Source organism: Bradyrhizobium sp. SZCCHNRI3043, from assembly GCF_032377735.1.
Lineage (GTDB): Bacteria > Pseudomonadota > Alphaproteobacteria > Rhizobiales > Xanthobacteraceae > Bradyrhizobium.
In genome coordinates this window covers 355409-382348 of the sequence record NZ_JAUHID010000003.1, presented here as the reverse complement: position 1 = coordinate 382348, position 26940 = coordinate 355409, and the positions used below count along the sequence as shown (strand labels likewise).

The following is a 26940-nucleotide window of genomic DNA, read 5'->3' as shown; positions in this document are numbered from 1 at the left end:
TAGCGTCCGGCGTCTGCTCAGGAAGTCGGGAGTGCTGTCATGATCACATTGTTCGGTTTGGGCGCGGGCTTCGGCCTGCCGGAGATCAGCCCCTTCGTCACCAAGACGGAGGTGCAATTGAAGATGGCGGGCCTCGCTTTTCGGAAGCAGCGGGCGATGCCGCCGGCGTCGCCGAAGGGGCAACTGCCCTTCATCGACGACGGCGGCGAGCTGATTGCCGATTCGACCTTCATCCGCGCCCATGTCGAGCGCAAATATGGCTTCGACTTCGATCATGGACTCGACGTGCGCCCGCGGGCGCAGGCCTGGGGGTTCGAGCGCATGATCGAGCATCACCTGTATTTCGCGCTGGTCGGAGCGCGCTGGGTCGATCCGGTCAACTTCGCCAAGGGGCCGGCGCATTTCTTCGACGGCGTGCCAGCCGACAAGCGCGAGAAGCTGCGCGAGGACGCGCAGTTTCGCGTCGCCGAGAACTACCTGATCTCCGGGCTCGGCCGCCATGCGCCGGATGAGGACGTCGATCTCGCAGCGCGCTCGCTGCGCGCGCTGTCGGTGCAGCTCGGCGACCGGCCCTATCTGATGGGCGACCGTCCGTGCGGCACCGATGCGACGGCGTTCGCCGTCATCGCCGGCATTCTCACCCCGTTCTTCGAATCTGAGCTGCGCCGGCGCACCGAAGGCTTTGCCAACCTCGTCGCCTATGCCGACCGGATGATGGCGCAATATTACCCCGAGTTCGAGTGGGGCGGGGCAGCCGAGGCGGCGTGAGCTGATCAGTCGAGTCCCACTCACCGTCATTCCGGGGCAAGGCCGCAGGCCTTGAACCCGGAATCTCGATGTCGTCTTGCGTTCGTTGTTAACAATCTCGAGATTCCGGGGTTCAATCGCCAGTGCGCCGCTGCGCACTGGCGGTTGCCCCGGAATGACTAACAAGCCAAAGGCGCGGCCCGCAGCGCGCAGGACCTAGGCGGAGGGCTTGCTCTCGCCCTTCAACTTCGCCAGCTCGGCCTCGAGCTCCGCGATGCGAGCATCGCGAACCGCCAGCGCTTCCGCGACGTCGGCCGCGTCGAACTTCTGCGGGATGTGCTGCGGGCAGTTGGTGTCCCACGCGCTGATCGTGAACAGGATGACGTGCTCGGGCCGCGCCTTGTAGCCCCTCGGCATCAGCGAGGCCGTCAGCGCGGCATCGTCCTCCACCACCCGCGCCGTCCCCCAGATCTTCACCCGGCGGCGATGCGCGTAGTCCATGATGAAGATGTAGGCGTGCGGGTTCTCCGACAGATTGCCCTGGGTGATATATTGCCGGTTGCCGCTGAAGTCGGCGAAGGCCAGCGTGTGGCTGTCCAGCACCTTGAGAAAGCCCTTCGGTCCGCCGCGGTGCTGGATGTAGGGCTGGCCGTCGGCCGAGGCGGTCGCGAGATAGAAGCTCGTGGCCTCGGCGAGGCGGCCGGCGAGATCGGCGTCGACCGCGTGGCGAAAGCCGCGGCTCTGCTCCACATGCGCGTAGCTCTCGCGCGACCCCTTGCGCGTCTGGATCGCCTTCACGGCGGGTGAGAACATGACATCGCCCGGTGCCTCGATGGATGTCTGGGTCATCGCAATGACTCCTTGTCGCTGCGGCAGTGACTGCCGCCATCCCGTCAATATGGTCCCAATCCCCCCGGGAAATAATCTGGCCAGTTGACATTGGATCGTTGCAGATGTTGCAATAATCCCATGGACCGCATCGACGCCATGCAGGCTTTCGTCACCGTCGCCGAGCTGAATGGCTTCGCGCCGGCGGCGCGCCGGCTCAAGCTGTCGCCATCGGCGGTCACCCGTTTGGTCGCCGCGCTCGAATCGCATCTTGGCGTCCGCCTGCTCCAACGGACGACGCGCTCGGTGACGCTGACCGATTCCGGACGACGCTATCTCGAACGCGCTGGCCGCATTCTGGCCGATCTGGCAGAGGCGGAGCGCGCCGCGGAGAGCGAGCGCCTGCAGCCGGTGGGGCGGTTGGTGGTCTCGGCGCCCGTCGGCTTCGGCCGGCTCCATGTCGGTCCTATCATGGCTGCGTATCTGAGCCGCTATGCCGAGGTCGCGGCCGAGCTGCGCCTCGAGGACCGCCAGATCAATCTGGTGGAGGACGGCGTCGACTGTGCCGTTCGTATCGGCCATCTCGGCGATTCGTCGCTCGTGGCCCGCCAGGTCGGCAGCATGCGCCGGATCGTGGTCGGCGCTCCCGCCTACTTCAAGGTCCATGGTGAGCCGCGGATGCCCGAGGCGCTGGCGAAGCACCAGACCATCCAGTTCGGCCCGTCCGACGAATGGCGCTTCGTCAAGGACGGCAGGGAGCTGCGGATTGCGGTCAGCCCGCGGCTCGTCACCAACAATGCCGACGCCGCGATCCAATATGCCGAGGCGGGCGGCGGCGTGACACGGGTGATGGCCTATCAGGCAGCGGACACGCTGCGCGGCGGCCGCCTCAAGCGGGTGCTGGCGAAATACGAGCCGCCGCCGCTCCCGATCCACATCGTGTTTCCGAGCTCCCGCCTGCTCTCCGCCAAAGTGCGCGCCTTCATCGACCTGATCACCGCAACCTGCGACTGGCGCTTCGGCTGAAAGCGACTACAACGCCACACCCCGTCATTCCGGGGCAAGGCCGAAGGCCTTGAACCCGGAATCCCGATGTTGTCTTGCCTCTGTTCTTCATCACCTCGAGATTCCGGGTTCAATCGACAACGCGCAGATGCGCGTTGCCGATTGCCCCGGAATGACGAGTGGATGCGATTGCGCCGACCTTGGTGCGACACTGGTCTTGATGCGAAAGACCGGCGGTTTCGATCACTCCTTCTTCGGCACCACCCGGAAGGTCGCGTTCGCACGCGCGATCACGGCGTCATCGGCCAGCACCAGGCTCTGCACGAAGCAGACGGTGCGCCCGCTCTTGATGACGTCGCTCTCGACGCTGAGCCACTGTCCGGTCCCGGCGCTGCCGATGTAGTCCACCGCGAGGTTGATCGTCACCAGCGACGCCTCCCAGCCAAGCGCCTGGGCGCAGCTATAGCCCATCGCATTGTCGGCCAGCGATGCGATCAGCCCGCCATGGATCAGCCCGCGCGAATTGGTGTGCGGCGTGGCGAGCCGCAGGCCGAGGATGACGGCCTTGTCGGTTTTCTTGGCGTAGAGCGGCTCCCAGGGATCGGTGAACGGGCTCTTGCGGAAATGCAGTTCGAATCCGGCGGGGATGCTGCTCATGCGTGTCTCGATCGTTGCTGGCAATGTCCGCAGTCAACGACATCAGCGCGGATTTTGCACCGCCTACAAAGTTTCAAACGCCTTTTGCGCGGGCGTTTGACGCGTTGCGCATCGGATGCACGGGATGGGCCGCGCGCGATGTCGCCGGGCGTCCGGTGCGGCCCTGCGGCAATTTCGTGGTGCGATACTCCCGCCGTACAATTTCGGGTGCAGGCGAGATCCTTAACGTGTTAATGAAATGGCCATGTGCCTGCAACTTTCGTCTGCCAGACTTGCGCTGGCGGGCGCGATAGGCTCCGCTTGGCGCGTGCACTGGTGGCCGACCTGCCGCCGGCGCTTGCAATGATGCTTATATGCTATAACAATGAAGCAAAGGGCCCTCGAAGGTCCACTGATGGAGGAGACGATCCCGATGAGGAAGACGCTTCTGGCGTTGGCGCTGGCTGCCGGTGTGACCCCCGCGCTCGCGCAGGACAAGACGTTCGAGCTGAAGATTTCGCACTGGGTGCCGGCGAGCCATCCGCTGCAGAAGGCGCTGGAGGATTGGGCGGCGTCGGTGGAGAAGGCCTCGGGCGGCACCATCAAGGGCAAGGTGTTCCCGGCCCAGCAGCTCGGCAAGGCCTTCGACCATTACGACATGGCGCGCGACGGCATCGCCGATGTCACTTATGTGAATCCCGGCTATCAGCCCGGCCGTTTCCCGATCATCGGCGCCGGCGAGTTGCCGTTCCTGATCTCCGACGCCAAGGGGGGCTCGGAAGGTTTGGACGCGTGGTATCGCAAATATGCCGAGAAGGAGATGAAGGACGTCAAGTACTGCCTCGCCTTCGTCCACACGCCGTCGGCTTTCCACACCCGCACCAAGAAGGTCGTCGTGCCCGACGACGTCAAGGGCATGAAGATCCGCCCGGCCGATGCGACGATCGCCAATTTCGTCACCCTGCTCGGCGGCACCAACGTGCAGTCGTCGGCACCGGAAGTGCGCGACATCATCGAGCGCGGCGTCGCTGATGGCGTCACCTTTCCGGCGGGCTCGCTGGTGCTGTTCGGCGTCGACAAGGTCACGAAGTACCACATGGATGCGCCGTTCTACGTGACGACCTTCGTCTTCGTCATGAACAAGGACAAGTACAACCAGATGTCGGCGACGCAGAAGAAGGCGATCGACGACAACTGCAACACGGAAGCCGCCGGCCGGGTCGGCGAGCCCTGGGGCAAGTTCGAGGACGCCGGCGTCGACAAGATCAAGGCCGAGTCCGGCCAGGAGGTCTACAAGCTGACGCCGGAGCAGACCGCTTCGTGGAAGAAGGCCTCCGAGCCGCTCTTCAAGACGTGGGCCGATGGCGTCAAGAAGACCGGCGTCGACGCCGAGGCCGCCATGACCGAGCTGAAGGCCTCGCTCGCCAAGTACAAGGCGCTGGCGCAGTAGCGGTCGAGATCATCGCAGATGCCGCGCCTCCCGCCTCATTCCGATGGATGCGGCAACAGGCGCGCCCTCGACGCGCGCTCCGATCCACCTCGCCCCGCTTGCCTCACCCCAACCCTCTCCCCGCATCCGCCTTCGCTCTTCGAGCTACGGCGGACAAGAGCGGGGCGAGGGGGCCCACCGCCTGCTGAGCAACAGCTCGCGCTCAATCTTCAGGTCTACGACTAAGATCAAACGGGGACGCCATGCAGCGCGCCTTCATGGACCGGATCATCGACGGGATCGAGTGGATCGCCGCGTTCTTCGTCGGCATCGTCGCGCTCGACATCTTCCTGTCGGTGCTGCTCCGCAACACGCTGAACTATTCGATCCCCGATTCCTTCGACATCGGGCGGATGCTGCTCGGCATCCTGATCTTCTGGGGAATCGCCGCGACATCGTACCGCGGCACCCACATCACCGTGGATCTGATCTGGGGCAATGTCGGCCCGCGCTATCAGCGCTGGATCGACATCTTCGCAACGCTGGTGCTGCTGTTCGTCGTCACGGTGCAGACCTGGACCCTGTTCGACAAGGTGCGCGGCACCTATGAGGACAACGTCCTCACCTTCGATCTGCACATGCCGACCTGGCCGTTCTTCGCCATCGCCTGGATCGGCGACGTTTCGGCGGTGCTCCTGATCGCCATCCGGACCTATCGCCTGATTTTCCACCCCGAGGAGATTCATGACCCTCAAGTCAAGCCCACGGAGTAGCGCCGCATGAGCACGGATGCGGTTGCCGTCATCGGCTTCGTTGCGCTGTTTGCGCTGATGCTGCTGCGCGTGCCGGTGGGCATGGCGATGGGGCTCGTCGGCGTGTCCGGCTTCGCCTATCTCGTCAACGGCACGGCGGCGTTGAAGCTGGTCGGCCAGACCTCGATGCGCACGGTCACGGACTACACGTTCGGCGTGATCCCGATGTTCCTGCTGATGGGAACGTTCGTGTCCAACTCGGGCATGAGCCGCGAGCTGTTCCGCGCCGCCAACGGCTTCGTCGGCCATCTGCGCGGAGGGCTCGGCATCGCCACGGTCGCGGCCTGCGGCGGCTTCGCCGCGATCTGCGGCTCGTCGGTGGCGACCGCCGCGACGTTCTCGGCCGTGGCCTATCCGGAGATGCGCCGCTTCGGCTATCCGCAATCCTTCGCCACCGGCGTCATCGCCGCCGGCGGCACCTTGGGCGCGATGCTGCCGCCGTCGACCGTGCTCGCCGTCTACGGCATCATCACCGAGCAGGACATCGGCAAGCTGTTCATCGCCGGCATCATCCCCGGCCTGCTCGCCATGACCATGTACATGATCACCATCACGGTGATCGGCCGCGTCCGGCCGGATTTCCTGCCCAAGGGCGAGGCGCTGCCCTGGAGCGAGCGTATCAAGGGCCTCAAGGGCATCTGGGCGCCGATGCTGCTGTTCCTGTTCGTGATCGGCGGCCTCTACGGTCTCCCCTTCCTGCCGCGCTTCACGCCGACCGAGGCCGGCGGCGTCGGCGCCACCGGCGCGTTCCTGATCGGCGTGTTCACGGGACGGCTGAACAAGGACAAGATCCTGGCCTCGCTGCTGCAGGCCACGCGCACCGCGGCGGCCGTGTTCACGGTGCTGATCGGCGCCTTGATCTTCGGCTACTTCCTGACGGTGACGCAGACGCCGCAGAAGGTGACCGAATTCCTCACCGGTCTAGGCCTCGGGCCCTACGGGGTGCTGGCGCTGATCATGGTGATGTATCTCGTCCTCGGCTGCCTGATGGACGCGATGGCGATGATCATCCTGACCGTGCCGATCATCTTCCCCGTCATCTCCCATCTCGGCTTCGATCCGATCTGGTTCGGCGTTATCATTGTGATGACCGTCGAGCTCGGCCTGATCCATCCGCCGGTCGGCATGAACGTGTTCGTGATCAAGAGCGTGGTGAAGGACGTGTCGTTCTCGACGATCTTCAAGGGCGTGCTGCCGTTCGTCGCGACCGACCTGATCCGGCTGGTGATCCTGATCGCCTTCCCGCTGCTCGCCACCTGGCTGCCGCAACAGATGATGAACCGCTGATGACAGCGCCCATCCTCGACACCCGCTACGTCTTCACCCTCACCGTCATGATCGGCGAGGTGACCTCCGCCGGCGAGACCGGCATCGGCGTGCGCCGGATCATTCCGATCCATGGCGGCGAGGTGAAGGGGCCGGGCCTCGCGGGTGAAGGCATCAGCGGCAAAATCTGCAACTTCGGTGCCGACTTCCAGATCATCCGTCCCAACGAGCTGATCGATCTCGAAGCGAAGTATGCGTTCGAGACCGACGATGGCGCCACCATCTATGTCGAGAACCGCGGCATCCGCTTCGGGCCGGTCGACCTCCTGCAGAAACTCAAGCGCGGCGAGCCCGTGGACCCCAGGCTGATCTACTTCCGCACCCACCCGCGCTTCGAGACCGGCCACGAGAAGTATCGCTGGCTGATGGAGCACGTCTTCATAGGCTCCGCCGCCCGGCATGCCGATCGCGTCGTCATCGACGTGCACGTGGTGCTGTAGGCCGGGCGGCTTGCGTCACGCTTCGTCATAGTGAGGAGCAGAGCGACGAAGCAATCCAGAGTATCTCCTCGCAGGCAGTCTGGATTGCTTCGCGTCGCTCGCAATGACGGTGCGGCGCCAGCTGTTGCTGCAACCACCGCTGTCGTCCCTGCGAACGCAGGGATCCATACCGCGGAATCGATCGGTGAGGCATGACTGCCAGTCATCGTCCCATCGAAGCCGGTGGTTATGGGTCCCTGCGTTCGCAGGGACGACACCGGAATCTGTGGCCGCGGGCTCTCGCCTCATACACCATTGTCGTCCCGGGTAAGCCTCGGCGGCGCGCAGCGCGGTCGAGGCGCCGACCCGGGACGACAGCGCAGCTAGTGGTGGCGCCGTCCGGAAGCCATGGCGTCGAGCAAGAAAATCGGGACGCCCGGATCCCGGGCAGACGTACGACTAATCCTCGTCGTCCCAATCCGAAACCCGGCCGTAGCCGCCGTGGTCGCAATCGCGATAGCGGTGAGCCGGCACGTAACGGTAGCGCTCGTAGCCGTAGCCGTCATACGTGGCGTCGCGGTAGTGGGAGCGGTAGACCGGCGCCGCTTCATACGCTTGCGCTTCCGACGCCAGCGCGCCGCCGATGAGGGCTCCGGCCACCAGGCCGCCGATCAACGCCGCATTGCGTCCGTCATGGGCCTGAGCGGGCGCCGGCGCGGCGAGCAGGGTTGCGGTCACAGCGAGCGCGGCGACGCCGCCTGCGAGAGATGTCTTCAGCGAAACCATGGTCCCCTCCATTGGGAAGTGTAGGGACGTTCTACATCGCGGGCTTTGAAGGCACCCTGAATGCAATGTTGTTGGCCGTTCATCACGGATGTCGCCCCCGGGGGCTTCGGCCTAAGCGGCATCCTCCCAGCATATTCTGATAAAAATAAATATCTTGCGCTTTATCGGAAATTATGGTTCTTTACCGGCATCCCGTCCCAAGCCGAGGGGCGTAGCGCGCGATCGTCACGACACGCGGGGCGGGGAGCGGTGGCCGCGATCATGTCGCAGCGTGTCTACGGGCGCGCGGACGAACGATGTGTCGCGGACGTGAAGTCGCAGCGTCCTGACACCCCGTTGCCGGTGTTACGTTCGCGACGGCGCTAACGCGCCGCGCGGATCATGGTGGCCAACAAGCCGGTGCACCAGGGAGACTGCGTATAAGCGTGAAGACCATCGCGCAGGGAAGGCCGGGCGTTTTCCGGCTGCACCTGTGGTACCTGCCGCCTGCATTTTTTTCTAGCAGGCGGGCCGCAGGCGTCAGCCGACGCCTGGCCTTCCCTGCGCCCTCTGCATTTGAGGGTGAACGTGATCAGCAAGCCCCGGGCGTGATTTCGCCGCGGGAACGCCGGATCATGTCATTTGCCTTTGCGCGCAGGCGGGTCTTACGATGCTGCGCGTGACCGAGCCCCTCGGCGGCTTGTTCTTTTGCATCGCACAACATGATGTCGGACGCCGCTTGTTGACTCCCGCGAAGATCGTTATAAAACATAACTATTCTGAACAGGACACAATCAAGCGATGGGAAACGCCGACACCGCCACGCCAGCGGGCGATCCGTCTCTGCTGCAGATCGAGCAGCAGGGCGCCGTCCTGACGATCGGGCTCAACCGCCCGGCCAAGCGCAATGCGCTGAATGACGGCATCATCCTCGCCATCGGCGATTGCTTCACCAGCCTGCCTGAAGACGTCCGCTGCGTCGTGATCCACGGCATCGGCGACAATTTCTCCTCCGGCCTCGATCTCTCCGAGCTGCGCGAGCGCGACGCGACCGAGGGCCTGGTGCATTCGCAGATGTGGCATCGCGTGTTCGACCGCATCCAGTACTGCCGCGTGCCGGTGATCGCCGCGCTGAAGGGCGCCGTCATCGGCGGCGGCCTCGAGCTCGCCTGCGCCGCGCATATCCGTGTCGCCGAGCCGTCGGCCTACTTCGCGCTGCCCGAGGGCCAGCGCGGCATCTTCGTCGGCGGCGGCGGCTCCGTCAGGTTGCCGCGCCTGATCGGCGTCGCCCGCATGATGGACATGATGCTGACCGGCCGGGTCTATTCGGCGACCGAAGGCTCGTCCTACGGCTTCGCGCAATATCTCGTCGAGGCCGGTGCCTCGATGACCAAGGCGATGGAGCTGGCGGCGAAGATCGCGAACAACGCGCCGCTGACGAATTTCGCGGTGCTGCAGGCGCTGCCGATGATCGCCGAGGCCAATCCGCAGACCGGCCTGCTGATGGAATCGCTGATGGCCACCGTCGCGCAGAGCGACAAGGAGGCCAAAAATCGCATCCGCGCCTTCCTCGATCACAAGACCGCAAAAGTGAAGCCGACGTGACATGACCGCACAAACAATAACAAGCACACAGGGAGGAACGGACAACACGGCGCGCAGCGCCAGTGTTCATCCGTTGCGCGCGATCTCGTTCAACGATCCGGCTGTCACGGTCGACCGCCGCGACGACGGCACCATCTATCTCCGTCCGAAGCAGCCGCTCGGCGACTATCCACCGCGGATCACCGACCGGCTGCATCACTTCGCCAAAGCCACGCCTGAGCGTGTGTTCATGGCCGAGCGCGTCGGCCCGGAGGGCTGGCGCGAGCTGACCTATGCCACGCTGCTGGCGGCGAGCCGGCACATCGCGTCGGGGCTGCTCGCGCGCGGGCTGTCGCCGGACCGGCCGGTGATGATCCTGTCGGGCAATTCGATCGACCATGCGCTGGTCGCGTTCGGCGCGCTCTATGCCGGCGTCCCGTTCTGCCCGGTGTCGCCAGCCTATTCGCTGGTGTCACGCGACTACGGCAAGCTCGCTTATCTGATGAAGCTGCTGACGCCGGGCCTCGTCTTCGTCGACGACGCCGACAAGTTCGCCGACGCGCTCGTCGCCAACGTGCCCGAGGGCACCGAGATCGTGGCGTCGTTCGGCTCGGTGCCGGGCCGCAAGATCACGATGCTCGCCGATCTGATCGCATCGCCGCTGTTCCCCGGCCTCGACGCCGCCCATGACAAGATCGGCCCCGACACGATTGCGAAGTTCCTGCTGACCTCGGGCTCGACCGGCAACCCGAAGGCCGTGATCAACACCCAGCGCATGATCTGCGCCAACCAGGTGATGATCCGCGAGACGCTCGCGTTCCTGAAGGACGAGCCGCCCGTCATCATCGACTGGCTGCCCTGGAATCACACCTTCGGCGGCAACCACAACATCGGGCTGACGCTGTTCAATGGCGGCTCGATGTATCTCGACCAGGGCAAGCCGGTGCCGGGCGGGATCGAGGAGACCGTGCGAAACCTGCGCGAGATCTCGCCGACGGTCTATTTCAACGTCCCCAAGGGCTACGAGTCGCTGCTGCCCTATTTCCGCGAGGACCCGGCGCTGCGGAAGTCCTTCTTCCAGCGGCTGCATGCGATGTTCTTCTCCGGCGCCGCGCTGGCGCCGCATGTCTGGAACGAGCTCGATGAGCTCTCGGTGGCCGAGACCGGCACTCGCGTGCCGATGCTGACGGGCCTCGGCTCGACCGAGACCGCACCGTTCTTCATGTCGGTCAATCCGCGCACCAGCCGCTCCGGCCATGTCGGCCTGCCGGTGTCGGGCAACGAGGCCAAGCTCGTGCCCAACAATGGCAAGATGGAGGTGCGGGCCAAGGGGCCGAACGTGACGCCGGGCTATTGGCGCCTGCCTGAGGTCTCGGCCGCGGCCTTCGATGACGAAGGCTACTACAAGATGGGCGACGCGCTGAAGCCCGTCGATCCCGACGACTTCAATGCCGGCTTCGACTTCGACGGCCGTGTCGCCGAGGACTTCAAGCTGGCGTCCGGCACCTGGGTCTCGGTCGGCCCGTTGCGGGCGCGCTTCGTCGCGGCCTGCGCGCCGCTGGCGCGCGACGTGATCATTGCCGGCATCAACCGCGACGAGATCGCTGCCATCGTCGTGCTCGATCCCGACGGCTGCCGGCTGATCAACGCGACCTTGCCGTTCGACGATCTCGCCGCCACAGCGGCCGATCCGCTGATCATCGAGGCCTTCCGTGAGCGCTTCGCAAAATTCCTGCAGACCGCGACCGGCTCGTCGACGCGCATCACGCGCGCCGTCCTGCTCGGCGTGCCGCTGTCGATCGACAAGGGCGAGGTCACCGACAAGGGATCGATCAACCAGCGCGCCGTGCTGGAGCACCGCAAGGACCTGATCGAACGTATCTACGCCGCGACGCCGGACGACGACATCATCATCGCCGGCTGATCGACGCATCCAAGGGAGAAACGACATGTTGTTGAAGGATCAGGCCGCCATCGTCACCGGCGGCGCTTCCGGCCTCGGGGCCGCCACCGCCCGCAAGCTCGCTGCCCAGGGCGCCAAGGTCGCCGTGTTCGATCTCAATGCCAAGCTGGCCGAGGAGGTCGCCGCCGAGATCAAGGGCGTGGCCGTGGTCTGCGACGTTTCCGATGCCGCCGGCGCGGAAGCCGGCGTCGCCAAGGCGGTCGAGGCGCTCGGCCAGCAGCCGCGCGTGCTGGTGAACTGCGCCGGCATCGGCGTCGCCAAGCGCGTCGTCGGCCGCGACGGTCCGATGCCGCTGGCCGATTTCGAGAAGGTCATCAAGGTCAACCTGATCGGCTCGTTCAACATGCTGCGTCTGGTCACCAACGGCATGACCAAGCTGGAGCCGCAGGCGACCGGCGAGCGTGGTGTCGTCATCAACACCGCCTCGGTCGCGGCCTATGACGGCCAGATCGGACAGTCCGCCTATTCGGCCTCGAAGGGCGGCATTGTCGGCATGACCCTGCCGATCGCGCGTGAGCTCGCACAGTTCGGCATCCGCGTGCTGACCATTGCGCCCGGCCTATTCCTGACGCCGCTGCTCGCCAACCTGCCGCAGGAGGCCCAGGACTCGCTCGCCGCCGCGATCCCGTTCCCTCGCCGCCTCGGTCACGCCGATGAGTTCGCCGCACTTGCGCTGCATATGGTCGAGAACGCCTATCTGAACGGCGAGGTCGTCCGCCTCGACGGCTCGCTGCGCATGGCGCCGAAGTGATTTTCCGTCATTGCGAGCAGCGTAGCGACGACGTATCCGCCGCAGCCCATCGGGCGAAGGCGGAAGCAATCCAGAGTCCCGACCCGGCCCTGGATTGCTTCGCTTCGCTCGCAATGACGGAGAGAGCCGTAGGGTGGGCAAAGCGCAGCGTGCCCACCGGCCCGGAAAATGGTGGGCACGGCGCGTCGCGCCTTTGCCCACCCTACCGACCGTTGTTGTTGGCGTAGCGAGGCTTAATCGATGTTCGTTCACCGCCGCGACGTGCAGATCCAGTGGGGCGACTGCGATCCCGCCAACATCGTCTACTATCCGCGCTATTTCGCGATGTTCGACGATGCGACCTCTGTCATGTTCGAGGCGGCCGGGTTTTCCAAGCAGGACATCGTCCGCCGCTACGGCCTGGTCGGGATCCCCATGGTCGACACCCGCGCCAAGTTCTACATCCCCTCGACCTATGGCGACTGGATCACGATCGAGAGCCGGATCGAGAGCATCAAGCGCTCCTCGTTCGACGTCACCCACAAGGTGTTCAAGGGCGAGGCGCTGGCGCTCGAGGGGTTCGAGACCCGGGTGCTGGTCGGGCGCGATCCGGTTGACCCGGACAAGCTGAAATCGGCGCCTTTTCCAGAGGAGATGCGGGCCAAGTTTCTCGAGGGCTGACGCGCGGCATTGGGTGCGACATGCGGCCGTCTTAAGGATGAATCGTCGTCGTGCTTTGGTCGACTGGTGAGAGGTGATCTTCTCGTGTTCAATGCTATGATCACGTTTGGACACGCATCGGCCGTCCGAGATGGAAGACGCCCCTGTCGGGGCTGGACTGCAAACAGGATCGGCGGATCACGAGCTGAACCGAAAAGATTGAGGGAGGATTTTATGAGGAAGGCCTATCTGGCGGCGGCTGGCGTCATCGCGATGCTGGCATCAGCGCCGGCGCTGGCGCAGACCAGCGAGATCACCATCGGCATCACCACGACCACGACGGGGCCGGGCGCGGCGCTCGGCATCCCCGAGCGCAATGCGCTCGAGTTCGTGCCGAAGGAGATCGGCGGCGTGCCGCTCAAGGTGATCGTGCTCGACGACGGCGGCGATCCGACCACGGCGACGACGAATGCGCGGCGCTTCGTGACGGAGTCGAAAGCCGACATCATCATGGGCTCGGCGCTGACGCCGCCGACCATCGCGGTCTCCAACGTCGCCAATGAAGCCGGCATTCCGCATTTCGGCCTGGCGCCGTTCCCGGTCACGCCCGAGCGCACCAAATGGTCGGTGGTGATGCCGCAGCCGGTGCCGATCATGGGCAAGGTGTTGTACGAGCACATGAGGGCGCACAACATCAAGACCGTCGGCTACATCGGCTACTCCGACTCCTACGGCGATCTCTGGTTCAACGATCTGAAGAACCAGGCGGTGCCGATGGGCATCACGATTGCCGATGAGGAGCGGTTCGCGCGTCCCGATACTTCGGTCACCGGCCAGGTGCTGAAGCTGGTTGCCGCCAATCCGGACGCCATCCTGGTCGGCGCTTCCGGCACCGCGGCGGCGCTGCCGCAGACCGAGTTGCGCGAACGCGGCTATCAGGGCCTGATCTATCAGACCCACGGTGCCGCGAGCATGGACTTCATCCGCATCGCCGGCAAGGCGGCGGAGGGTGTGATCATGGCGTCCGGTCCGGTGATGTCGCCGGAGACGCAGGACGACAGCGCGCTCACCAAGAAGCCGGGCATGGAGCTCAACAAGGCCTATGAGGGCAAATATGGCCCGAACAGCCGCAGCCAGTTCGCCGGCCACTCGTTCGACGCGTTCGAGATCCTCAAGCGCGTGATTCCGGTGGCGCTGAAGACCGCCAAGCCCGGCACGCCGGAGTTCCGCGAGGCCATCCGCCAGGCGCTGCTGACCGAGAAGGACCTGGCGGCCTCGCAGGGCGTCTACAACTTCACCGAAAAGGATCGCTCCGGCCTCGACGACCGCGCCCGCATCATCCTGACCGTGAAGGACGGAAAATACGTCCCGGCGAAGTGAGCTTGCGGGGACCATAGCTTCGATCAGGAAAGGCCGGCTCGGTGAGCCGGCCTTTCGGCCATCAGGACCATGACTTTTAGAGTTTTTGCCGGAAAGCCCGCCATGATCCCTGCGCCCACTGGAGTCACCCGGCTCCACATCATCATCGGCGATCCGATCGCTCAGGTGCGCGCGCCGGCCGGCGTCAGCCAGGCCTTTGCCGATCGCGGCAGCGATGCGATCCTGGTCGCGGTGCAGATTGCGCCGGCCGATCTCGCCGACTTCCTGGCGACGATGACCCGCGTGAAGAATCTCGACGGCATCGTCGCGACCATTCCGCACAAATTCGCCTGCTATCGCGCCTGTGCAACCGCGACCGAGCGCGCGCGTTTCATCGGCGCCGTCAATCTGATGCGCCGCAGCCCGGACGGCGGCTGGCATGGCGACATGGTCGACGGTCTCGGCTTTGTCGGTGCTGCGAAAGCTGGGGGATTTGATCCCAATGGTGCGCGTGCCCTGCAAATCGGCGCGGGTGGTGCCGGCTCGGCGATTGCGCTCGCACTGATCGATTCCGGCGTGCGCGAGCTTGCCATTCACGACAGCGATGCCGGACGCCGCGATGTGCTGATCGCGCGCCTCAACGAGCGGGGCAAAGGCCGCGCCGTTGTCGGCTCGATGAACGCAACAGGCTTCGACATGGTTGCCAACGCCACGCCGGCAGGCATGCAGCCCGGCGATCCTCTGCCGGTCGATATGACGACCGTCAGCCCGTCGGCCTATTGCGGCTGTGTCATCACCCGGCCCGAGGTCTCGCCCTTCATCGCCGCTGCGCGCCAGCGCGGCTGCCTGACGGCGACCGGCACCGACATGTACCGGGCGCTGGAGCGCGTGATGGTCGATTTCCTGCTGTCGAAGGAGGCGCCCTCCTGAAGCAGCGCCTCACCCCATCGACATCAGGCTCAGCTCGCGGCCGTCTCGGCAAAGCCGAGATAGCTCGCCGCCACGCGCTCGTCGGTGGCGATCTCGCTGGCCTTGCCGTTGAGCACGAACTCGCCGAGCTCCATGACATAGGCGCGATCGGCGACGTTCAGCGCGGCCTTGGCGTTCTGCTCGACCAGCAGCACCGAGACGCCTTCCTGGCGCAGCTTGGCGACGATCTCGAAGATGCCGGCGACGATGATCGGCGCGAGGCCCAGGCTCGGCTCGTCCAGCATCAGCATCTTCGGCGCGCCCATCAAGGCACGGCCCATCGCCAGCATCTGCTGCTCGCCGCCGGAGAGCGTGCCGGCGAGCTGCTTGCGCCGCTCCTTCAGCTTCGGAAACAGCGTGTAGACGTGCTCGAAGCCGCGTGCGGCGTGCGCCTTCGACATTCTGAAAGCGCCGAGCTGCAGATTATCCTCGACGTTCATGGTGGCGAACAGCTCGCGATGCTCCGGCACCAGACAGAGACCGCGCGCGACGCGGTCCTCGATCTCCAGCCGGGCCATGTCCTCGCCGAGGAACGCGACGCGGCCCTTCAGCGGAAACACGCCCATGATGGCACTGAGCAGCGTGGTCTTGCCGGCGCCGTTGGCGCCGATGATGGTGACGATCTCGTTCTCGGCGACGGTGAGCGAGACCGAGCGGACCGCCTCGACCTTGCCGTAGGAGACGTGGGCGTCGGTGACTTCCAGCAGCGTGCTCATGCGGTGGCTCCGAGATACGCCTTGATGACCTCGGGATTGGTCTTGATCGCGGCTGGTGTGCCCTCGGCGATCTTGGTGCCGAAATCGAGCACCACGATGCGGTCGGCGAGGTCCATGACAAATCCCATGTCGTGTTCGACCAGCAGCACCGACATGCCGCCGGCGCGGAGGTCGCGCAGCAGCGCGCCGAGGCGCTGCTTCTCCATGTGGCGCAGGCCCGCGGCCGGTTCGTCGAGCAAGAGCAGCATCGGATCGACGCACAGCGCGCGGGCGATCTCGACGATGCGCTGCTGGCCCAACGACAACGAGCCGGCGAGCTGGTGCATCTGGTCGCCGAGCCCGACGCGCTCGATCTGGCGCGCGGCCTCGGCGAGCAGCTTGGCTTCGTCGCCGCGGTCGAGCCGGAACATGCTGGAGAGCGCGCCGGAGTGACCGCGCAGATGCGCGCCGATCGCGACGTTCTCCAGCACCGTCATGTCCGGCACCAGCTTGACGTGCTGGAAGGTGCGGGAAATGCCGAGCTTGACGACGTCCTGCGGCGGGGCGTTGCCGACGGCCTTGCCGAGCACCGCGATGTTGCCGGAGGTCGGCGGCAGCACGCCGGTGATCAGGTTGAAGGTCGTGCTCTTGCCGGCGCCGTTGGGACCGATCAGCGCCACGATTTCGCGGGCCTGGACGTCGAACGAGACGTTGTTGACCGCGACCACGCCGCCGAACTGTTTTCGCGCGTTGTCGACCTGGAGCAGTACGTTTGGAGTCGTCGCAGATCGCTCCCGCGCCGGCAGCTTGACCGACGTGTCCGGCTGCTTGGCAACAGGCTTGAACGGCAGCCGCGCCGTCAGCCACGGCCACAGGCCGGTCGGCGCAAGCTGGAGAAGCGTGACGAGGAGGATGCCGAACACGATGGTCTCGAGCTGGCCCTCGCCATGCAGCAGCAGCGGGAGATAGCTTTGCAGCACCTCCTTCAGCACCACGACGATCGCTGCGCCCAGCACGCCGCCCCAGACATAGCCGGCGCCGCCGACGACGGCGACGAACAGATATTCGATGCCGGCCTGGGCGCCGAACGGCGTCGGGTTCACCGCGCGGGTGAAGTGCGCATAGAGCCAGCCCGAGAGGCCGGCCAGGACGGCCGCGTAGATGAACACCAGGAGCTTGGCGCGAGGCGCGTAGACGCCGAACGCTTCCGCTGCGATGTGACCCCGGCGCAGCGCGCGGATGGCGCGGCCGGTGCGGGAGTCCAGCAGGTTCATCGTCAGCAGCGCGGAGATCAGCACGGCAGCCCAGATCGCGAAATAGATCGTGCCGGGATCGAGCATCTTGAGGCTGCCGATCGACAGCGGCGGGATGCCGGAAATGCCGTCATTGCGGCCGAGGAAGGCGAGCTTGCTGAACAGGTAGTACAGGCCAAGGCCCCAGGCGAGCGTGCCGAGCGGCAGATAGTGGCCGGACAGCCTGACCGTGACGAGGCCGAGCAGCACTGCGGCGAGGCCGGAGACCAGCAGCGACAGCGGCAAGGTCAGCCAGGGCGAGATGCCATACTGCGCCGACAGCACGGCGGTCGTGTAGGCGCCGAAGCCGACAAAGGCCGCCTGGCCGAACGAGGTCAGACCGCCAACGCCGGTCAGCAGCACCAGCCCCATCGCGACCAGCGCCGACAGGCCGATATTGTCGAGCAGCACGATCCAGAACGGCGGCATGCCCGGGATGAACGGAATCGCCGCGACGAGGACGGCAAAGACGATGAGAGGCCAACGCTCGCGCACGGCTCAATCCTTCTCTTCTTCGACCGCGGGCGCGGCGAGCGAACGCAGCAGCAGAACCGGGATCAGCAGCGTGAAGACGATCACTTCCTTGAAGTTCGAGGCATAGAACGAGGAGAATGCCTCGACGATGCCGACCACCAGCGCGGCGACCGCGGTCAGGGGATAGCTGATCAGGCCGCCGATGATCGCGGCGATGAAGCCCTTGAGGCCGATCAGGAAGCCGGTGTCGTAATAGAGCGTCGTGATCGGGACGATCAGGATGCCCGAGAGCGCGCCGATGGTGGAGGCCAGGAGGAACGCGATCTGGCCGGAGAGCGTGGTGCGGATGCCGACGAGGCGGGCGCCGAGCCGGTTGACGGCGGTGGCGCGCAGCGCCTTGCCGTAAAGGGTCAGGCCGAAGAACAGCCAGAGGCCGACGATGAAGGCGACGGTGATGCCGTAGACCGCCATGCCCTGGCCGGTGAAGCGCAGCGAGCCGAGCGTGGCGCTGGCCGTGAGCAGCGTCGGGCCGCGCTGGCCCTCGGCGCCGAAGAACAGCAGGCCAAGGCCCTGCAGCGCCAGATGCACGCCGACCGAGGCGATCAGCAGCACCAGCACCGAGGTGTGCGCGAGTGGCTGGAACACGATCCGATACAACGACAGGCCGATGCTGGCGACGATCAGCAGCGACAGTACGAGGCTGACGCCGGCCGGCATGCGCTGATCGGCGGCCCACATCGTGGCGAGCATGACGACCACCGGGAAGGCGACGTTGAGGCCGAAGGTGCGAAGGATCTTCGGCATGTGCAGCGTCTTGCGCATCGCATAGAGGTCGAAGGCAAAGGCCACCAGGCCGATCACGACGGCAAGCTTCGCGGTCCCCGGCGTTCGGCCGGCCGCGAGCGAGGCATAGGTGAGGGCGCCGTAGGTGACGAATTCGCCCTGCGGGATCAGGATCACCCGGGTGACGGCAAACACCAGCACGAGCGCCAGCCCGAGCAGGGCGTAGATCGCGCCATTGGTAATGCCGTCCTGCAACAGGAACAGCAAGATCGTTGTGTTCAAGACAGGACGCTCCCCCTCGGTGGTGACCGGATGCGGGCGACGCTGTGCGCCGTCCGCAGGTCGGGGCAGTTGAATTCGGCTGCCCGTGTTTGATATGGTGGATAACAATTATCGATTATAATCTCAAGGCCGCTGTTCCGGCTGCGGCATTCGGGACCAGGGATGGAAGCCACTGTGATGAATTCGGCGGATCGTGATGGCCGATAGCGCCAAGCCCGTCGGCAAGAGGGAAGGCCGGAAGGAAGCTGCCGTAGCCGTCGAGGAGACGCAAGCGGTCCAGCTCGGCGAGCTGTCGGATCTGCTTGGCTATGTGCTGAAACGGGCGCAGTTGAAGGTGTTCGAGGACTTCCTGCGCTGCGTCGCGCCGCTGCAACTGACGCCGGCCCAGTTTTCGGTGCTGCTGCTGCTCGACGCCAATCCGGGCCGGAACCAGACCGAGATCGCCAACACCCTGGGCATCCTGCGGCCCAACTTCGTGTCCTTGCTGGACAGCCTGGAGAGCCGCGACCTGTGCGCGCGGGTGCGTTCGGCCAACGACCGGCGCTCGCACATCCTGATGCTGACCGAGAAGGGCCGCGCCGTGCTGGCCCGCGCCAAGAAGCTGGTGGTGTCAAAGCACGAGGCGCGGCTCAACGAGCTGCTCGGACCGGATGGGCGCGAGGCGCTGCTGGCGATGCTGACCAAGATCGCGGAGGAGTTCTGAAGGACGCAGTCGCGCCCCTCAATCGACCAGGATGACCCTGACGTCGTTGACGTTGGTGAGCGTCGGTCCCGTCTGCAGCAGGCCACCGGTCGCGGCGAAGAACGCGGTGGCGTCGTTGTTGGCGAGATAGGCCTGCGGATCCAGCCCCTGCGCCCGCATCGCGGCGATGACCTCGGCATCAACGAGCGCACCGGCCGGATCGGAGGCGCTGCCGCCGCCGCCATCGGCGCCGTCGGTGTCGCCGGCGAGCGCCGCGACGCCCTCCATGTCCTTGAGCAGGTCGGCGAGCGCGAGCGCATATTCCTGGTTCGGGCCGCCGCGGCCCTGGCCGCGCACCGTCACGGTGAGCTCGCCACCGGAGATGATCGCCATGCGGCGGCCGAGCGCGCGGGCCTCCCGCGCCAGCTTGGCGTGATCGGTCGCGACCTCGCGCGCCTCACCTTCGAGGTCGGCGCCGAGATCGAGCACGTCGTAGCCCGCGGCCTTGACGCTGGCCACGGCCGCCGCGAGCGAGCTGGCGGGGCGCGCGATCAGCTCGAACGACGCGCGGGCGAAGGCGGCATCGCCGGGCTTGCAGCTCTCGTTGGCGGCATCATCGAGCGCCCGGGCGATCGCCGGGTCGACCTCGAGCTTGTACTTCGCAACGATCGCGCGGGCATCGGCCAGCGTGGTCGGATCCGGCACCGTCGGCCCCGATGCGATGGCCGAGGGATCGTCATGCGGCACGTCGGAGATCGCCAGCGTCACGATCTCGGCCTTCTGCCCGGCCCGCGCCAGGCGTCCGCCCTTGATGCGCGACAGATGCTTTCGCACCGTGTTCATCTCGCCGATCGGCGCACCCGAGCGCAGCAGCGCACGGGTCAGCTGCTGCTTCTGCGCGAAGCTCACGCCATGGGCCGGCGCAATCCAGTTGGCGGAGCCGCCGCCGGAGATCAGCACCAGCATCAGGTCGTCGGCTTCAGCCGTCGCCGCCAGCTGCAACGTGTCGTCTGCGGCTTTCAGCCCGGCCCCGTCCGGCATTGGGTGGCCGGCTTCGATCACCTTGACCCGCCGGGTCGGCACGCCATGGCCGTGACGGGTGGTCGCAATTCCGGTCAGCCTCGCCGGATCGAACCCGAGCGTGTCCAGGTAATGCCGCTCGGCGGCCACCGCCATGGCCGCGGCGCCCTTGCCTGCGGCGAGGCAGATGATCCGCCCCCGGGGTGCCGCCGGCAGATGCGCCGGAAGCACCACGTCGGGATGCGCCGCGGCGACCGCGGCATCGAAAATGGCGCGCAACAGCGGACGGCGGCCGGTCATGTGGCGCCGCCCGTCTGACGTGCAAAGCCTATTTGAGCTCGCCGCTCATCACGTCGCCGAACAGCTGCCAGCGCTCGCCCTTGAACTGCATCAGCTGCAGTTGCTCGATCGGCTGGAAATCGTCGGGACCCGTGGTCAGCGTGATGCCGGGCAGCAGCCCGCCTTGCGCAAACTGCTTCAGGCTTGCCGCCTGCTTCATGACATTTGCGCGAGTCAATTCGTCGCCGCATCGCTTCAGCACCTCGACCATCGTGGTGGCGATGTTGTAGCCGGTCAGCGCCGACGAATCCACGGGATTGATCTCCGGCAGATATTTGGCGAGCAGCTCCCTGAACGCGCCGAGGCCCGGGTCGTTGGCCCATTGCGGATCGGACGCGTCCTTGGCATAGGCCGCCGAGATCACCCCTTGCGAGTTCTCGACGCCGGCCGGGCGCATCACGGCCGCGGTGGAGGCACTGACGTTCGAGATGATGGTCAGCGGCTTCCAGTTCATCTCGCCGAGCTTCTTGATCGCCTGGGCTCCGGACTTCGGCGTGGTGAACAGCACGACGATGTCGGGGTTGGCCGACTTCATCTTGACGATGTGCGATTCAACCGTGGGTTCGGCGATCTCGTAGCTCTCTTCCAGCACCAGGCGCGACGCATCACCGAGCCCGTCCTTGAGGCCCTTCAGGTAGTCCTTGCCCATGTCGTCGTTCTGGTAGAGCACGGCGATCTTGCCGGCGGGCTGCTGCGCGGTGAGATACTTCGCGTAGATGCGCGCCTCGGACTGGTAGCTCGGCAGCCAGCCCATGGTCCATGGAAATGTCTTGGGCTCATTCCACTTGGTGGCGCCGGTCGCGACGAACAGCTGCGGCACCTTCTTGGAGTTGAGATATTTCTGGATCGCCGTATTGGGCGCGGTTCCGAGCACGCCGAACAGGAACAGCACCTCGTCGCTCTCGACGAGCTTGCGCGCCTGCTCGACCGTCTTCGGCGGCGAATAGGCGTCGTCATAGGAGATGAAGTTGATCTTGCGGCCGTTGATGCCGCCGTCGTCATTGACCTTCTTGAACACGGCCGTCATCGCCTTGCCGACCGAGCCATAGGCCGACGCCGGGCCGCTATAGGGCACGATATTGCCGATCTTGATCTCGGTGTCGCTCGCGCCGGTGTCGTATTTCTTGTCGGCATGGGCGCTGCCGGCAACTGCGCCGGCCAGGGCGAGACCGAGCATGCTGGAGACGGTGCGGCGGGTGAGGGCAGTGGTCACGTGGGGACTCCTTCTCGGCCTTGGAGCTTGGCCTTGTTGTTGGATCCGCCCGCAAGGCGGGCGACTCGTTTCACTCCGGACGAGTCCCCATAGCGCAGCCGCGCGCTCGGCGTAACCGCCGCCGCTGCATGACCGCCTCTCTTTCAACTCCTAGCTTAAGAAATTCTTGGCAAAGACAGCAAAGATGCTTGGAGAGAGCGCCGCCTGCGGCGGGAGGCCGCAGGAGGCGGTTTCAACTGCGTTCCGTCGTTAGCCGCCGACGTCGGCGGAGATCACGTCGCCGAACAGCTCCCACTTCTCGCCCTTGAAGCGCATCAGCTGCAACTGGCTGACGGGTGCGAAGTCGGTCGCCGAGGTGTTGATCGTGATGCCAGGCAGCAGCATCTCGGTGCGGAAGTTGCGCAGGGATGCGGCCTGCTTCATGACGTTCTCGCGGGTGAGGTTGTCGCCGCACTGCTTCAGCACTTGGACCAGCGTCTGCGCGACGCTGTAGCCGACGACCGTTCCGCCGTCGAGCTTGTCGCCATCGGGAAAATCCTTGGACATGAAGTCGAGGAATTGCTTCATCCCGGCATCGTCCTTCCATTGCGGATCGGAGACGTCCTTCAGATAGGCCGCCGAGATGATGTCCTGCGAATTCTCATAGCCAGCCGGCTTCAGGACGCTGCCGACGGAGGCGGAGACGTTGTTGAGGATATGCAGCGTCTTCCAGTCGATCTCCTTGACCTTCTTGATTGCCTGCGCCGCAAATTTCGGCGTGGTGATGTTCACGAATACGTCGGCGCCCGTGGACTTGAGTTTGACAATGTGATTGTCGATCGAGGGTTCGGCGGTCTCGTAGCTCTCCTCCATGACGATCATTGAGGCGGCCTTGGCGCCAAGCCCGTCCTTCAGCCCTTTCAGATAGTCCTTGCCGTAATCATCGTTCTGATACAGCACAGCGATCTTGGCGTCCGGCTTTTCCTTCAGCAGATATTTTGCGTAGATTCGGGATTCGCTCTGGTAGTTGGGCTGCCAGCCCATGGTCCAGGGGAAATCCTTCGGGTCGTTCCACTTGGTGGCGCCGGTGGCGACGAACAGCTGCGGGACCTTCTTCGAGTTCATGTATTTGTGGATTGCCGAGTTCGGCGGCGTGCCCAGCGAATTGAAGATGAACAGCACCTCATCGCTCTCGACCAGCTTGCGTGCCTGTTCGACCGTCTTTGGCGGCGAATAGGCGTCGTCATAAGAGATGAAGTTGATCTTGCGACCGTTGATGCCTCCCTCGGCGTTGATCTTCTTGAAGTAGGCCGCTTCCGTCTTGCCGATGATGCCGTAGGCCGAGGCCGGCCCGCTATAGGGCATGATGTTGCCGATCTTGATCTCGGTGTCGGAGGCGCCGGTGTCGTACTTCTTGTCGGCGGCGATTGCGGAGCTCGAGGCGAAGACGATGGCGGCGGCCGAGGCGAGGGCGGCCCTTCGCGTGATCATCATGGTGCGTTTCTCCCGTGTTGGTTTGGTTGACGTGTCGCGGCCGCCTTGATGGAGGCTCTTGTTACGCCCGGAACTATAGCAGAGCTGCACCGGGGTGGTTGCGACATCACGGCACGGTCCGTGTTTTCGCGGTGCCTGGGCGGTCCATGTCATGTGCAACTGCGAGAGATCGGCGCAATCTCCGCGAGTGAGTGCTCTGCAAGAACAGCCTGAGATAAATGGCTCGATGCCGATCCAGATATGAAAAAGCCCTCCGCGCCGATAGCGCGGAGGGCCAGTGGAGATCGGCACCGCTTTCTGCGGCGATGCGCGATTACTCGATGGCGCCGCTGATCGCCTCGCCGAACAGCTCCCACTTCTCGCCTTTGAACCGCATCATCTGCAATTGCTCGATCGGCGCGAAGTCGGTGGCCGAGGTGTTGATCTTGACGCCCGGCAGCAGCGTGTCGGGCGCGAAGTCCTTCAGGCTCGCGGCCTGCTTCATCACATTGGCGCGGGTGAGGTCGTCACCGCACATCTGCAGCACCTTCACCAGCGTCTGCGCGGCGCCGTAGCCATAGACCGTCGAGCTGTCGAGCTTGTTGGCGTCGGGATAGTGCTGCGCGAGGAAGTCGAAGAACTTCTTCATGCCGGGATCATCGTTCCACTGCGGATCCGCAGCATCCTTGGCATAGGCGGCCGAAAGAATCCCTTGCGAGTTCTCGAAGCCGGCCGGCTTGATCACGCTGCCGACGGAGGCCGACACGTTGACGACGAGATGGGTCGGATGCCAGTCGATCTCGGCGAGCTTCTTGATCGCCTGTGCAGCGAATTTGGGCGTCGTGACGCTAAAGAACACGTCGGCGCCCGAGGCCTTGAGCTTGACGATGTGACCGTCGATCGAGGGCTCTGAGGTCTCGTAGCTCTCTTCCATGACGATCATGGACGCGGCCTTGTCGCCCAGGCCGTCCTTGAGGCCCTTGAGATAGTCCTTGCCGAAATCGTCGTTCTGGAACAGCACCCCGATCTTGGCGCCGGGCTTGTCCTTGAGCAGGTACTTCGCGTAGATGCGGCCCTCGCTCTGGTAGCTCGGCTGCCAGCCCATGGTCCAGGGGAAGTTCTTCGGGTCGTTCCACTTGGTGGCCCCGGTGGCGACGAACAGTTGCGGGATCTTCTTGCCGTTGAGATATTTCTGGATCGCCGAGTTCGACGGCGTGCCGAGCGGGTTGAAGACGAACAGGACCTCATCGCTCTCGACCAGCTTGCGCACCTGCTCGACCGCCTTGGGCGGCGAGTACGCGTCGTCATAGCTGACGAAGTTGATCTTGCGGCCGTTGATGCCGCCCTCGGCGTTGATCTTCTTGAAATACGCCTCCTCGGTCTTTCCGATCACGCCGTAGGCGGACGCCGGCCCGCTATAAGGCATGATGTTGCCGATCTTGATCTCGGTGTCGGAGGCGCCGGTGTCGTATTTCTTCTGGGCGAATGCTCCGCCCGAGGTGAGGGTGATGACCGCCGTCGCGAGCGCGGCGATTCGTAGTTGTTGAATGAGCTGCAAGAGTTCCTCCTTAGTTATTTCTGAGTTTGCCGAGCAGCTGCTGCGCCACCATCGCCACCTGCCGCGAGCCGTGCGGCACGAGGAAGATGACGAGGAACAGCAGCACGCCGAACACCGCGCCGGACAGGCCCTTCGAAATGCTTTCGGCGATATTGGGGACGAAGATGATGAAGGCGGCGCCGACGAACGAGCCGGGCAGCCAGCCGACGCCGCCGACGACCATGCCGAGGAACAGCGAAATCGCGAGCGTAATGGTGTAGCTGTCGGGCGCCACGAACTGCACGGCGATGGCGCCGAGACCGCCGGCGACGCCGGTGATGCCGGCGCTGACGCCGAACGCCAGCGTCTTGTAGGTCGCGACGTCGATGCCCATGGCGGAGGCCGCGATCTCGTTGTCGCGGATCGCCATGAAGGCGCGGCCGGAGCGCGAGCGCAGCAGGTTGACCGAGAACACGTAGATCGCGATCGTGATCGCCAGGGTGAAGTAGTACAGCCACATGTCCTGGGACATAGGCAAGCCGAACGGCGCATCCGGCTTGGTTACCACCAGGCCCTGCACGCCGCCGGTCCATTGCTCGAAGAAGCCGAGCTTGAGGATCTGCGGCATCGCCGTGGCGAGCGCGAAGGTGGCGAGCGCGAGATAGACACCTGACAGTCGCAGCGCCGGCTGGCCGAACAGAAAGCCGAAGCCGAAGCAGATGACGCCGGCGACCGGCAGGGTCAGCGCGTAGTTGACGTTGTACTGCTCCATCAGGATCGCCGAAGTATAGGCGCCGACGGCATAGAACGCGCTGTTGCCGAGCGAGAACTGGCCGGAGCCGCCGGTCAGGATGTTCAGCGCCAGCACGGCCAGTCCGTAGATCAGCAGCATCGTCATCTGGAAGATGATGAAGTTCTTGACGAACAGCGGCACCACCAGGAGCAGCAGCACGATCACGAAGGTCGTACCGGAGCTCAAGGTCATGGCCCGCTTCGGAACGGCCTCGACCGCGGGCGCCTGGGATGTGATGTCCTCGATTGCGCTCATGATCAGACTCGCTTCACGATGCTGCGGCCGAACAGGCCGGCGGGCTTGATGACCAGGACGGAGATGATGAGGGCCAGCGCGATCGGCAGCTTCATCTCGTTGCCGACATGCGGGATGTAGGTTCCGGCGAGATTCTCGAAGATGCCGACCAGGAAGCCGCCGAGCACCGCGCCGAACGGGCTGGTGAGGCCGCCGAGCACGGCCGCGGCGAACCCGTAGATCAGGACGCCGCCCATCATGTTGGGCTCGAGGAAGACCACCGGCGCGATCAGCATGCCGGCGATCGAGCCGATCGCCGCCGCCATGCCCCAGCCGAGCGCGATCATCCAGGACGTGTTGATGCCGACCAGCCGCGCCGACTCGGGCACCGCCGCCGCCGCGCGCATCGCAAGCCCGACCCTGGTGTACTGGAAGAAGAAGTACAGGCCGATCAGCAGCAGCAAGGTGATGCCGATCATGCCGGCCTGATGCGTCGAGATCAGCTGGCTGCCCAGGAACGGCGACGATCCGAACGGTGTCGGATACTGCTTGATGGTGAAGTCCCAGGTCAGTCCGGCAAAGGAGTTGATGATCGAGTACAGCGCGATGAAGCCCGCGACCTGGGTCAGGATCGGCGCCTTGGTGAGCGGCTTGAACAGCACGCGCTCGATCGCGATGCCGCCGGCAAAGGAGAAGGCCAGCGTCACCACGAAGGCAACCCAGTAGGGCAGGCCCCATTGCATTAGCTGCCAGGAGATGAAGGTCGAAAACATCGCCATCTCGCCTTGCGCGAAGTTGAGATGGTCGATCGCCTGGTAGATCATCACGACCGCGAGCGCCATGCAGGCGTAGATCGCACCCGTCGCAATGCCGGCCAGGACCTGGTTGGTGAACAGCTCCATTGTCCCGCCT

General features: G+C 65.1%; 25 protein-coding genes. 13 read left to right on the top strand and 12 right to left on the bottom strand.

The annotated features are described in order from the left end of the window. Positions 1 to 39 precede the first annotated feature (39 nt). Complete coding sequence (locus QX124_RS10550) at positions 40 to 768, top strand: glutathione S-transferase family protein (RefSeq protein WP_315797103.1); 729 nt, start codon at positions 40 to 42, stop codon at positions 766 to 768. Positions 769 to 963: 195 nt separating this feature from the next. Here the strand turns inward: QX124_RS10550 and QX124_RS10545 are convergent, their stop codons facing one another. Then, on the bottom strand, positions 964 to 1596 hold the full coding sequence (locus tag QX124_RS10545; RefSeq protein ID WP_315772639.1) for a pyridoxamine 5'-phosphate oxidase family protein: 633 nt from the start codon (positions 1594 to 1596) through the stop codon (positions 964 to 966). A gap of 120 nt (positions 1597 to 1716) precedes the next feature. Between QX124_RS10545 and QX124_RS10540 the strand changes: the two genes are divergently transcribed. Continuing rightward, positions 1717 to 2601 carry a LysR family transcriptional regulator gene (locus tag QX124_RS10540; RefSeq protein WP_315797102.1) on the top strand — a complete coding sequence of 295 codons (885 nt, stop codon included), beginning with the start codon at positions 1717 to 1719 and terminating at the stop codon, positions 2599 to 2601. Between the two features lie 222 nt (positions 2602 to 2823). On the opposite strand, the gene QX124_RS10535 is transcribed toward QX124_RS10540, so the two are convergent. Further along, a complete protein-coding gene (locus QX124_RS10535) occupies positions 2824 to 3237 on the bottom strand; it encodes a PaaI family thioesterase (protein WP_315797101.1) in 414 nt (137 codons plus the stop codon). A gap of 412 nt (positions 3238 to 3649) precedes the next feature. Here QX124_RS10535 and QX124_RS10530 point away from each other — a divergent pair, with 412 nt between their 5' ends. The 4 genes from QX124_RS10530 (at position 3650) to QX124_RS10515 (ending at position 7223) form a co-directional block, all read left to right on the top strand. Then, entirely contained in the window at positions 3650 to 4666 is a 1017-nt protein-coding gene (locus QX124_RS10530; protein ID WP_315797100.1) for a TRAP transporter substrate-binding protein, read from the top strand. Positions 4667 to 4908: 242 nt separating this feature from the next. After that, positions 4909 to 5418, top strand: a complete 510-nt coding sequence (locus QX124_RS10525) for a TRAP transporter small permease (RefSeq protein WP_315753543.1) — start codon at positions 4909 to 4911, stop codon at positions 5416 to 5418. Between the two features lie 6 nt (positions 5419 to 5424). Further along, positions 5425 to 6744, top strand: coding sequence for a TRAP transporter permease (locus QX124_RS10520; protein WP_315734739.1), 1320 nt, complete (start codon positions 5425 to 5427; stop codon positions 6742 to 6744). After that, entirely contained in the window at positions 6744 to 7223 is a 480-nt protein-coding gene (locus QX124_RS10515; protein ID WP_315797099.1) for a DUF3237 domain-containing protein, read from the top strand. Before QX124_RS10520 ends, QX124_RS10515 begins: the two co-directional genes overlap by 1 nt. Positions 7224 to 7661: 438 nt before the next feature. On the opposite strand, the gene QX124_RS10510 is transcribed toward QX124_RS10515, so the two are convergent. Further along, positions 7662 to 7988 carry a hypothetical protein gene (locus QX124_RS10510; protein WP_315797098.1) on the bottom strand — a complete coding sequence of 109 codons (327 nt, stop codon included), beginning with the start codon at positions 7986 to 7988 and terminating at the stop codon, positions 7662 to 7664. A gap of 780 nt (positions 7989 to 8768) precedes the next feature. Here QX124_RS10510 and QX124_RS10505 point away from each other — a divergent pair. The 6 genes from QX124_RS10505 (at position 8769) to QX124_RS10480 (ending at position 15193) form a co-directional block, all read left to right on the top strand. Continuing rightward, positions 8769 to 9572 (top strand): crotonase/enoyl-CoA hydratase family protein, encoded by an 804-nt coding sequence (locus tag QX124_RS10505; RefSeq protein ID WP_315772634.1) that lies wholly within the window; start codon positions 8769 to 8771, stop codon positions 9570 to 9572. Position 9573: 1 nt separating this feature from the next. Continuing rightward, positions 9574 to 11475: a feruloyl-CoA synthase gene (locus QX124_RS10500; protein WP_315797097.1), complete on the top strand. Its 1902-nt coding sequence runs from the start codon at positions 9574 to 9576 to the stop codon at positions 11473 to 11475. Between the two features lie 25 nt (positions 11476 to 11500). Next, entirely contained in the window at positions 11501 to 12265 is a 765-nt protein-coding gene (locus QX124_RS10495) for an SDR family NAD(P)-dependent oxidoreductase (protein ID WP_315783751.1), read from the top strand. A 240-nt stretch (positions 12266 to 12505) separates the two neighbouring features. Continuing rightward, a complete protein-coding gene (locus tag QX124_RS10490; RefSeq protein ID WP_315753531.1) occupies positions 12506 to 12925 on the top strand; it encodes a thioesterase family protein in 420 nt (139 codons plus the stop codon). A gap of 213 nt (positions 12926 to 13138) precedes the next feature. Then, the gene (locus QX124_RS10485; protein ID WP_315775516.1) at positions 13139 to 14284 is read left to right on the top strand and encodes an ABC transporter substrate-binding protein; all 1146 of its coding nucleotides are present in this window, start codon (positions 13139 to 13141) and stop codon (positions 14282 to 14284) included. Between the two features lie 102 nt (positions 14285 to 14386). Further along, complete coding sequence (locus QX124_RS10480; protein ID WP_315775515.1) at positions 14387 to 15193, top strand: shikimate dehydrogenase; 807 nt, start codon at positions 14387 to 14389, stop codon at positions 15191 to 15193. A 29-nt stretch (positions 15194 to 15222) separates the two neighbouring features. On the opposite strand, the gene QX124_RS10475 is transcribed toward QX124_RS10480, so the two are convergent. Genes QX124_RS10475 through QX124_RS10465 form a run of 3 tightly spaced genes read right to left on the bottom strand, consistent with a single transcriptional unit; the run spans position 15223 to position 18758 of the window. Continuing rightward, on the bottom strand, positions 15223 to 15948 hold the full coding sequence (locus QX124_RS10475; RefSeq protein ID WP_315734720.1) for an ABC transporter ATP-binding protein: 726 nt from the start codon (positions 15946 to 15948) through the stop codon (positions 15223 to 15225). Beyond that, a complete protein-coding gene (locus QX124_RS10470; RefSeq protein WP_315797096.1) occupies positions 15945 to 17714 on the bottom strand; it encodes a branched-chain amino acid ABC transporter ATP-binding protein/permease in 1770 nt (589 codons plus the stop codon). The genes QX124_RS10475 and QX124_RS10470 overlap by 4 nt, the downstream gene beginning before the upstream one ends. Positions 17715 to 17717: 3 nt before the next feature. Continuing rightward, positions 17718 to 18758, bottom strand: coding sequence for a branched-chain amino acid ABC transporter permease (locus tag QX124_RS10465; protein ID WP_315734716.1), 1041 nt, complete (start codon positions 18756 to 18758; stop codon positions 17718 to 17720). A 196-nt stretch (positions 18759 to 18954) separates the two neighbouring features. Between QX124_RS10465 and QX124_RS10460 the strand changes: the two genes are divergently transcribed. Then, a complete protein-coding gene (locus tag QX124_RS10460; protein WP_315734713.1) occupies positions 18955 to 19461 on the top strand; it encodes a MarR family winged helix-turn-helix transcriptional regulator in 507 nt (168 codons plus the stop codon). An 18-nt stretch (positions 19462 to 19479) separates the two neighbouring features. Here QX124_RS10460 and QX124_RS10455 read toward each other — a convergent pair whose 3' ends face one another. From QX124_RS10455 to QX124_RS10430, 6 genes are all read right to left on the bottom strand, one after another. Further along, positions 19480 to 20760: a glycerate kinase gene (locus QX124_RS10455; RefSeq protein WP_315797095.1), complete on the bottom strand. Its 1281-nt coding sequence runs from the start codon at positions 20758 to 20760 to the stop codon at positions 19480 to 19482. A gap of 28 nt (positions 20761 to 20788) precedes the next feature. Next, positions 20789 to 22012 carry an ABC transporter substrate-binding protein gene (locus tag QX124_RS10450; protein WP_315734709.1) on the bottom strand — a complete coding sequence of 408 codons (1224 nt, stop codon included), beginning with the start codon at positions 22010 to 22012 and terminating at the stop codon, positions 20789 to 20791. 249 nt (positions 22013 to 22261) lie between these two features. Next, positions 22262 to 23485, bottom strand: coding sequence for an ABC transporter substrate-binding protein (locus tag QX124_RS10445; RefSeq protein WP_315797094.1), 1224 nt, complete (start codon positions 23483 to 23485; stop codon positions 22262 to 22264). A gap of 313 nt (positions 23486 to 23798) precedes the next feature. Next, positions 23799 to 25022, bottom strand: a complete 1224-nt coding sequence (locus tag QX124_RS10440) for an ABC transporter substrate-binding protein (protein WP_315797093.1) — start codon at positions 25020 to 25022, stop codon at positions 23799 to 23801. Between the two features lie 10 nt (positions 25023 to 25032). Further along, positions 25033 to 26049: a branched-chain amino acid ABC transporter permease gene (locus QX124_RS10435; RefSeq protein WP_315797092.1), complete on the bottom strand. Its 1017-nt coding sequence runs from the start codon at positions 26047 to 26049 to the stop codon at positions 25033 to 25035. A gap of 2 nt (positions 26050 to 26051) precedes the next feature. After that, the gene (locus QX124_RS10430; RefSeq protein WP_315753504.1) at positions 26052 to 26930 is read right to left on the bottom strand and encodes a branched-chain amino acid ABC transporter permease; all 879 of its coding nucleotides are present in this window, start codon (positions 26928 to 26930) and stop codon (positions 26052 to 26054) included. Between the last annotated feature and the right edge of the window lie 10 nt (positions 26931 to 26940).

What these genes read in the sequence shown, in the direction of transcription:
- QX124_RS10550 (WP_315797103.1), top strand. Translation starts at nt 40, where the DNA reads ATGATCACATTGTTCGGTTTGGGCGCGGGCTTCGGCCTGCCGGAGATC.
- QX124_RS10545 (WP_315772639.1), bottom strand. Translation starts at nt 1,596, where the DNA reads ATGACCCAGACATCCATCGAGGCACCGGGCGATGTCATGTTCTCACCC.
- QX124_RS10540 (WP_315797102.1), top strand. Translation starts at nt 1,717, where the DNA reads ATGGACCGCATCGACGCCATGCAGGCTTTCGTCACCGTCGCCGAGCTG.
- QX124_RS10535 (WP_315797101.1), bottom strand. Translation starts at nt 3,237, where the DNA reads ATGAGCAGCATCCCCGCCGGATTCGAACTGCATTTCCGCAAGAGCCCG.
- QX124_RS10530 (WP_315797100.1), top strand. Translation starts at nt 3,650, where the DNA reads ATGAGGAAGACGCTTCTGGCGTTGGCGCTGGCTGCCGGTGTGACCCCC.
- QX124_RS10525 (WP_315753543.1), top strand. Translation starts at nt 4,909, where the DNA reads ATGCAGCGCGCCTTCATGGACCGGATCATCGACGGGATCGAGTGGATC.
- QX124_RS10520 (WP_315734739.1), top strand. Translation starts at nt 5,425, where the DNA reads ATGAGCACGGATGCGGTTGCCGTCATCGGCTTCGTTGCGCTGTTTGCG.
- QX124_RS10515 (WP_315797099.1), top strand. Translation starts at nt 6,744, where the DNA reads ATGACAGCGCCCATCCTCGACACCCGCTACGTCTTCACCCTCACCGTC.
- QX124_RS10510 (WP_315797098.1), bottom strand. Translation starts at nt 7,988, where the DNA reads ATGGTTTCGCTGAAGACATCTCTCGCAGGCGGCGTCGCCGCGCTCGCT.
- QX124_RS10505 (WP_315772634.1), top strand. Translation starts at nt 8,769, where the DNA reads ATGGGAAACGCCGACACCGCCACGCCAGCGGGCGATCCGTCTCTGCTG.
- QX124_RS10500 (WP_315797097.1), top strand. Translation starts at nt 9,574, where the DNA reads ATGACCGCACAAACAATAACAAGCACACAGGGAGGAACGGACAACACG.
- QX124_RS10495 (WP_315783751.1), top strand. Translation starts at nt 11,501, where the DNA reads ATGTTGTTGAAGGATCAGGCCGCCATCGTCACCGGCGGCGCTTCCGGC.
- QX124_RS10490 (WP_315753531.1), top strand. Translation starts at nt 12,506, where the DNA reads ATGTTCGTTCACCGCCGCGACGTGCAGATCCAGTGGGGCGACTGCGAT.
- QX124_RS10485 (WP_315775516.1), top strand. Translation starts at nt 13,139, where the DNA reads ATGAGGAAGGCCTATCTGGCGGCGGCTGGCGTCATCGCGATGCTGGCA.
- QX124_RS10480 (WP_315775515.1), top strand. Translation starts at nt 14,387, where the DNA reads ATGATCCCTGCGCCCACTGGAGTCACCCGGCTCCACATCATCATCGGC.
- QX124_RS10475 (WP_315734720.1), bottom strand. Translation starts at nt 15,948, where the DNA reads ATGAGCACGCTGCTGGAAGTCACCGACGCCCACGTCTCCTACGGCAAG.
- QX124_RS10460 (WP_315734713.1), top strand. Translation starts at nt 18,955, where the DNA reads ATGGCCGATAGCGCCAAGCCCGTCGGCAAGAGGGAAGGCCGGAAGGAA.
- QX124_RS10455 (WP_315797095.1), bottom strand. Translation starts at nt 20,760, where the DNA reads ATGACCGGCCGCCGTCCGCTGTTGCGCGCCATTTTCGATGCCGCGGTC.
- QX124_RS10445 (WP_315797094.1), bottom strand. Translation starts at nt 23,485, where the DNA reads ATGATGATCACGCGAAGGGCCGCCCTCGCCTCGGCCGCCGCCATCGTC.
- QX124_RS10435 (WP_315797092.1), bottom strand. Translation starts at nt 26,049, where the DNA reads ATGAGCGCAATCGAGGACATCACATCCCAGGCGCCCGCGGTCGAGGCC.
- QX124_RS10430 (WP_315753504.1), bottom strand. Translation starts at nt 26,930, where the DNA reads ATGGAGCTGTTCACCAACCAGGTCCTGGCCGGCATTGCGACGGGTGCG.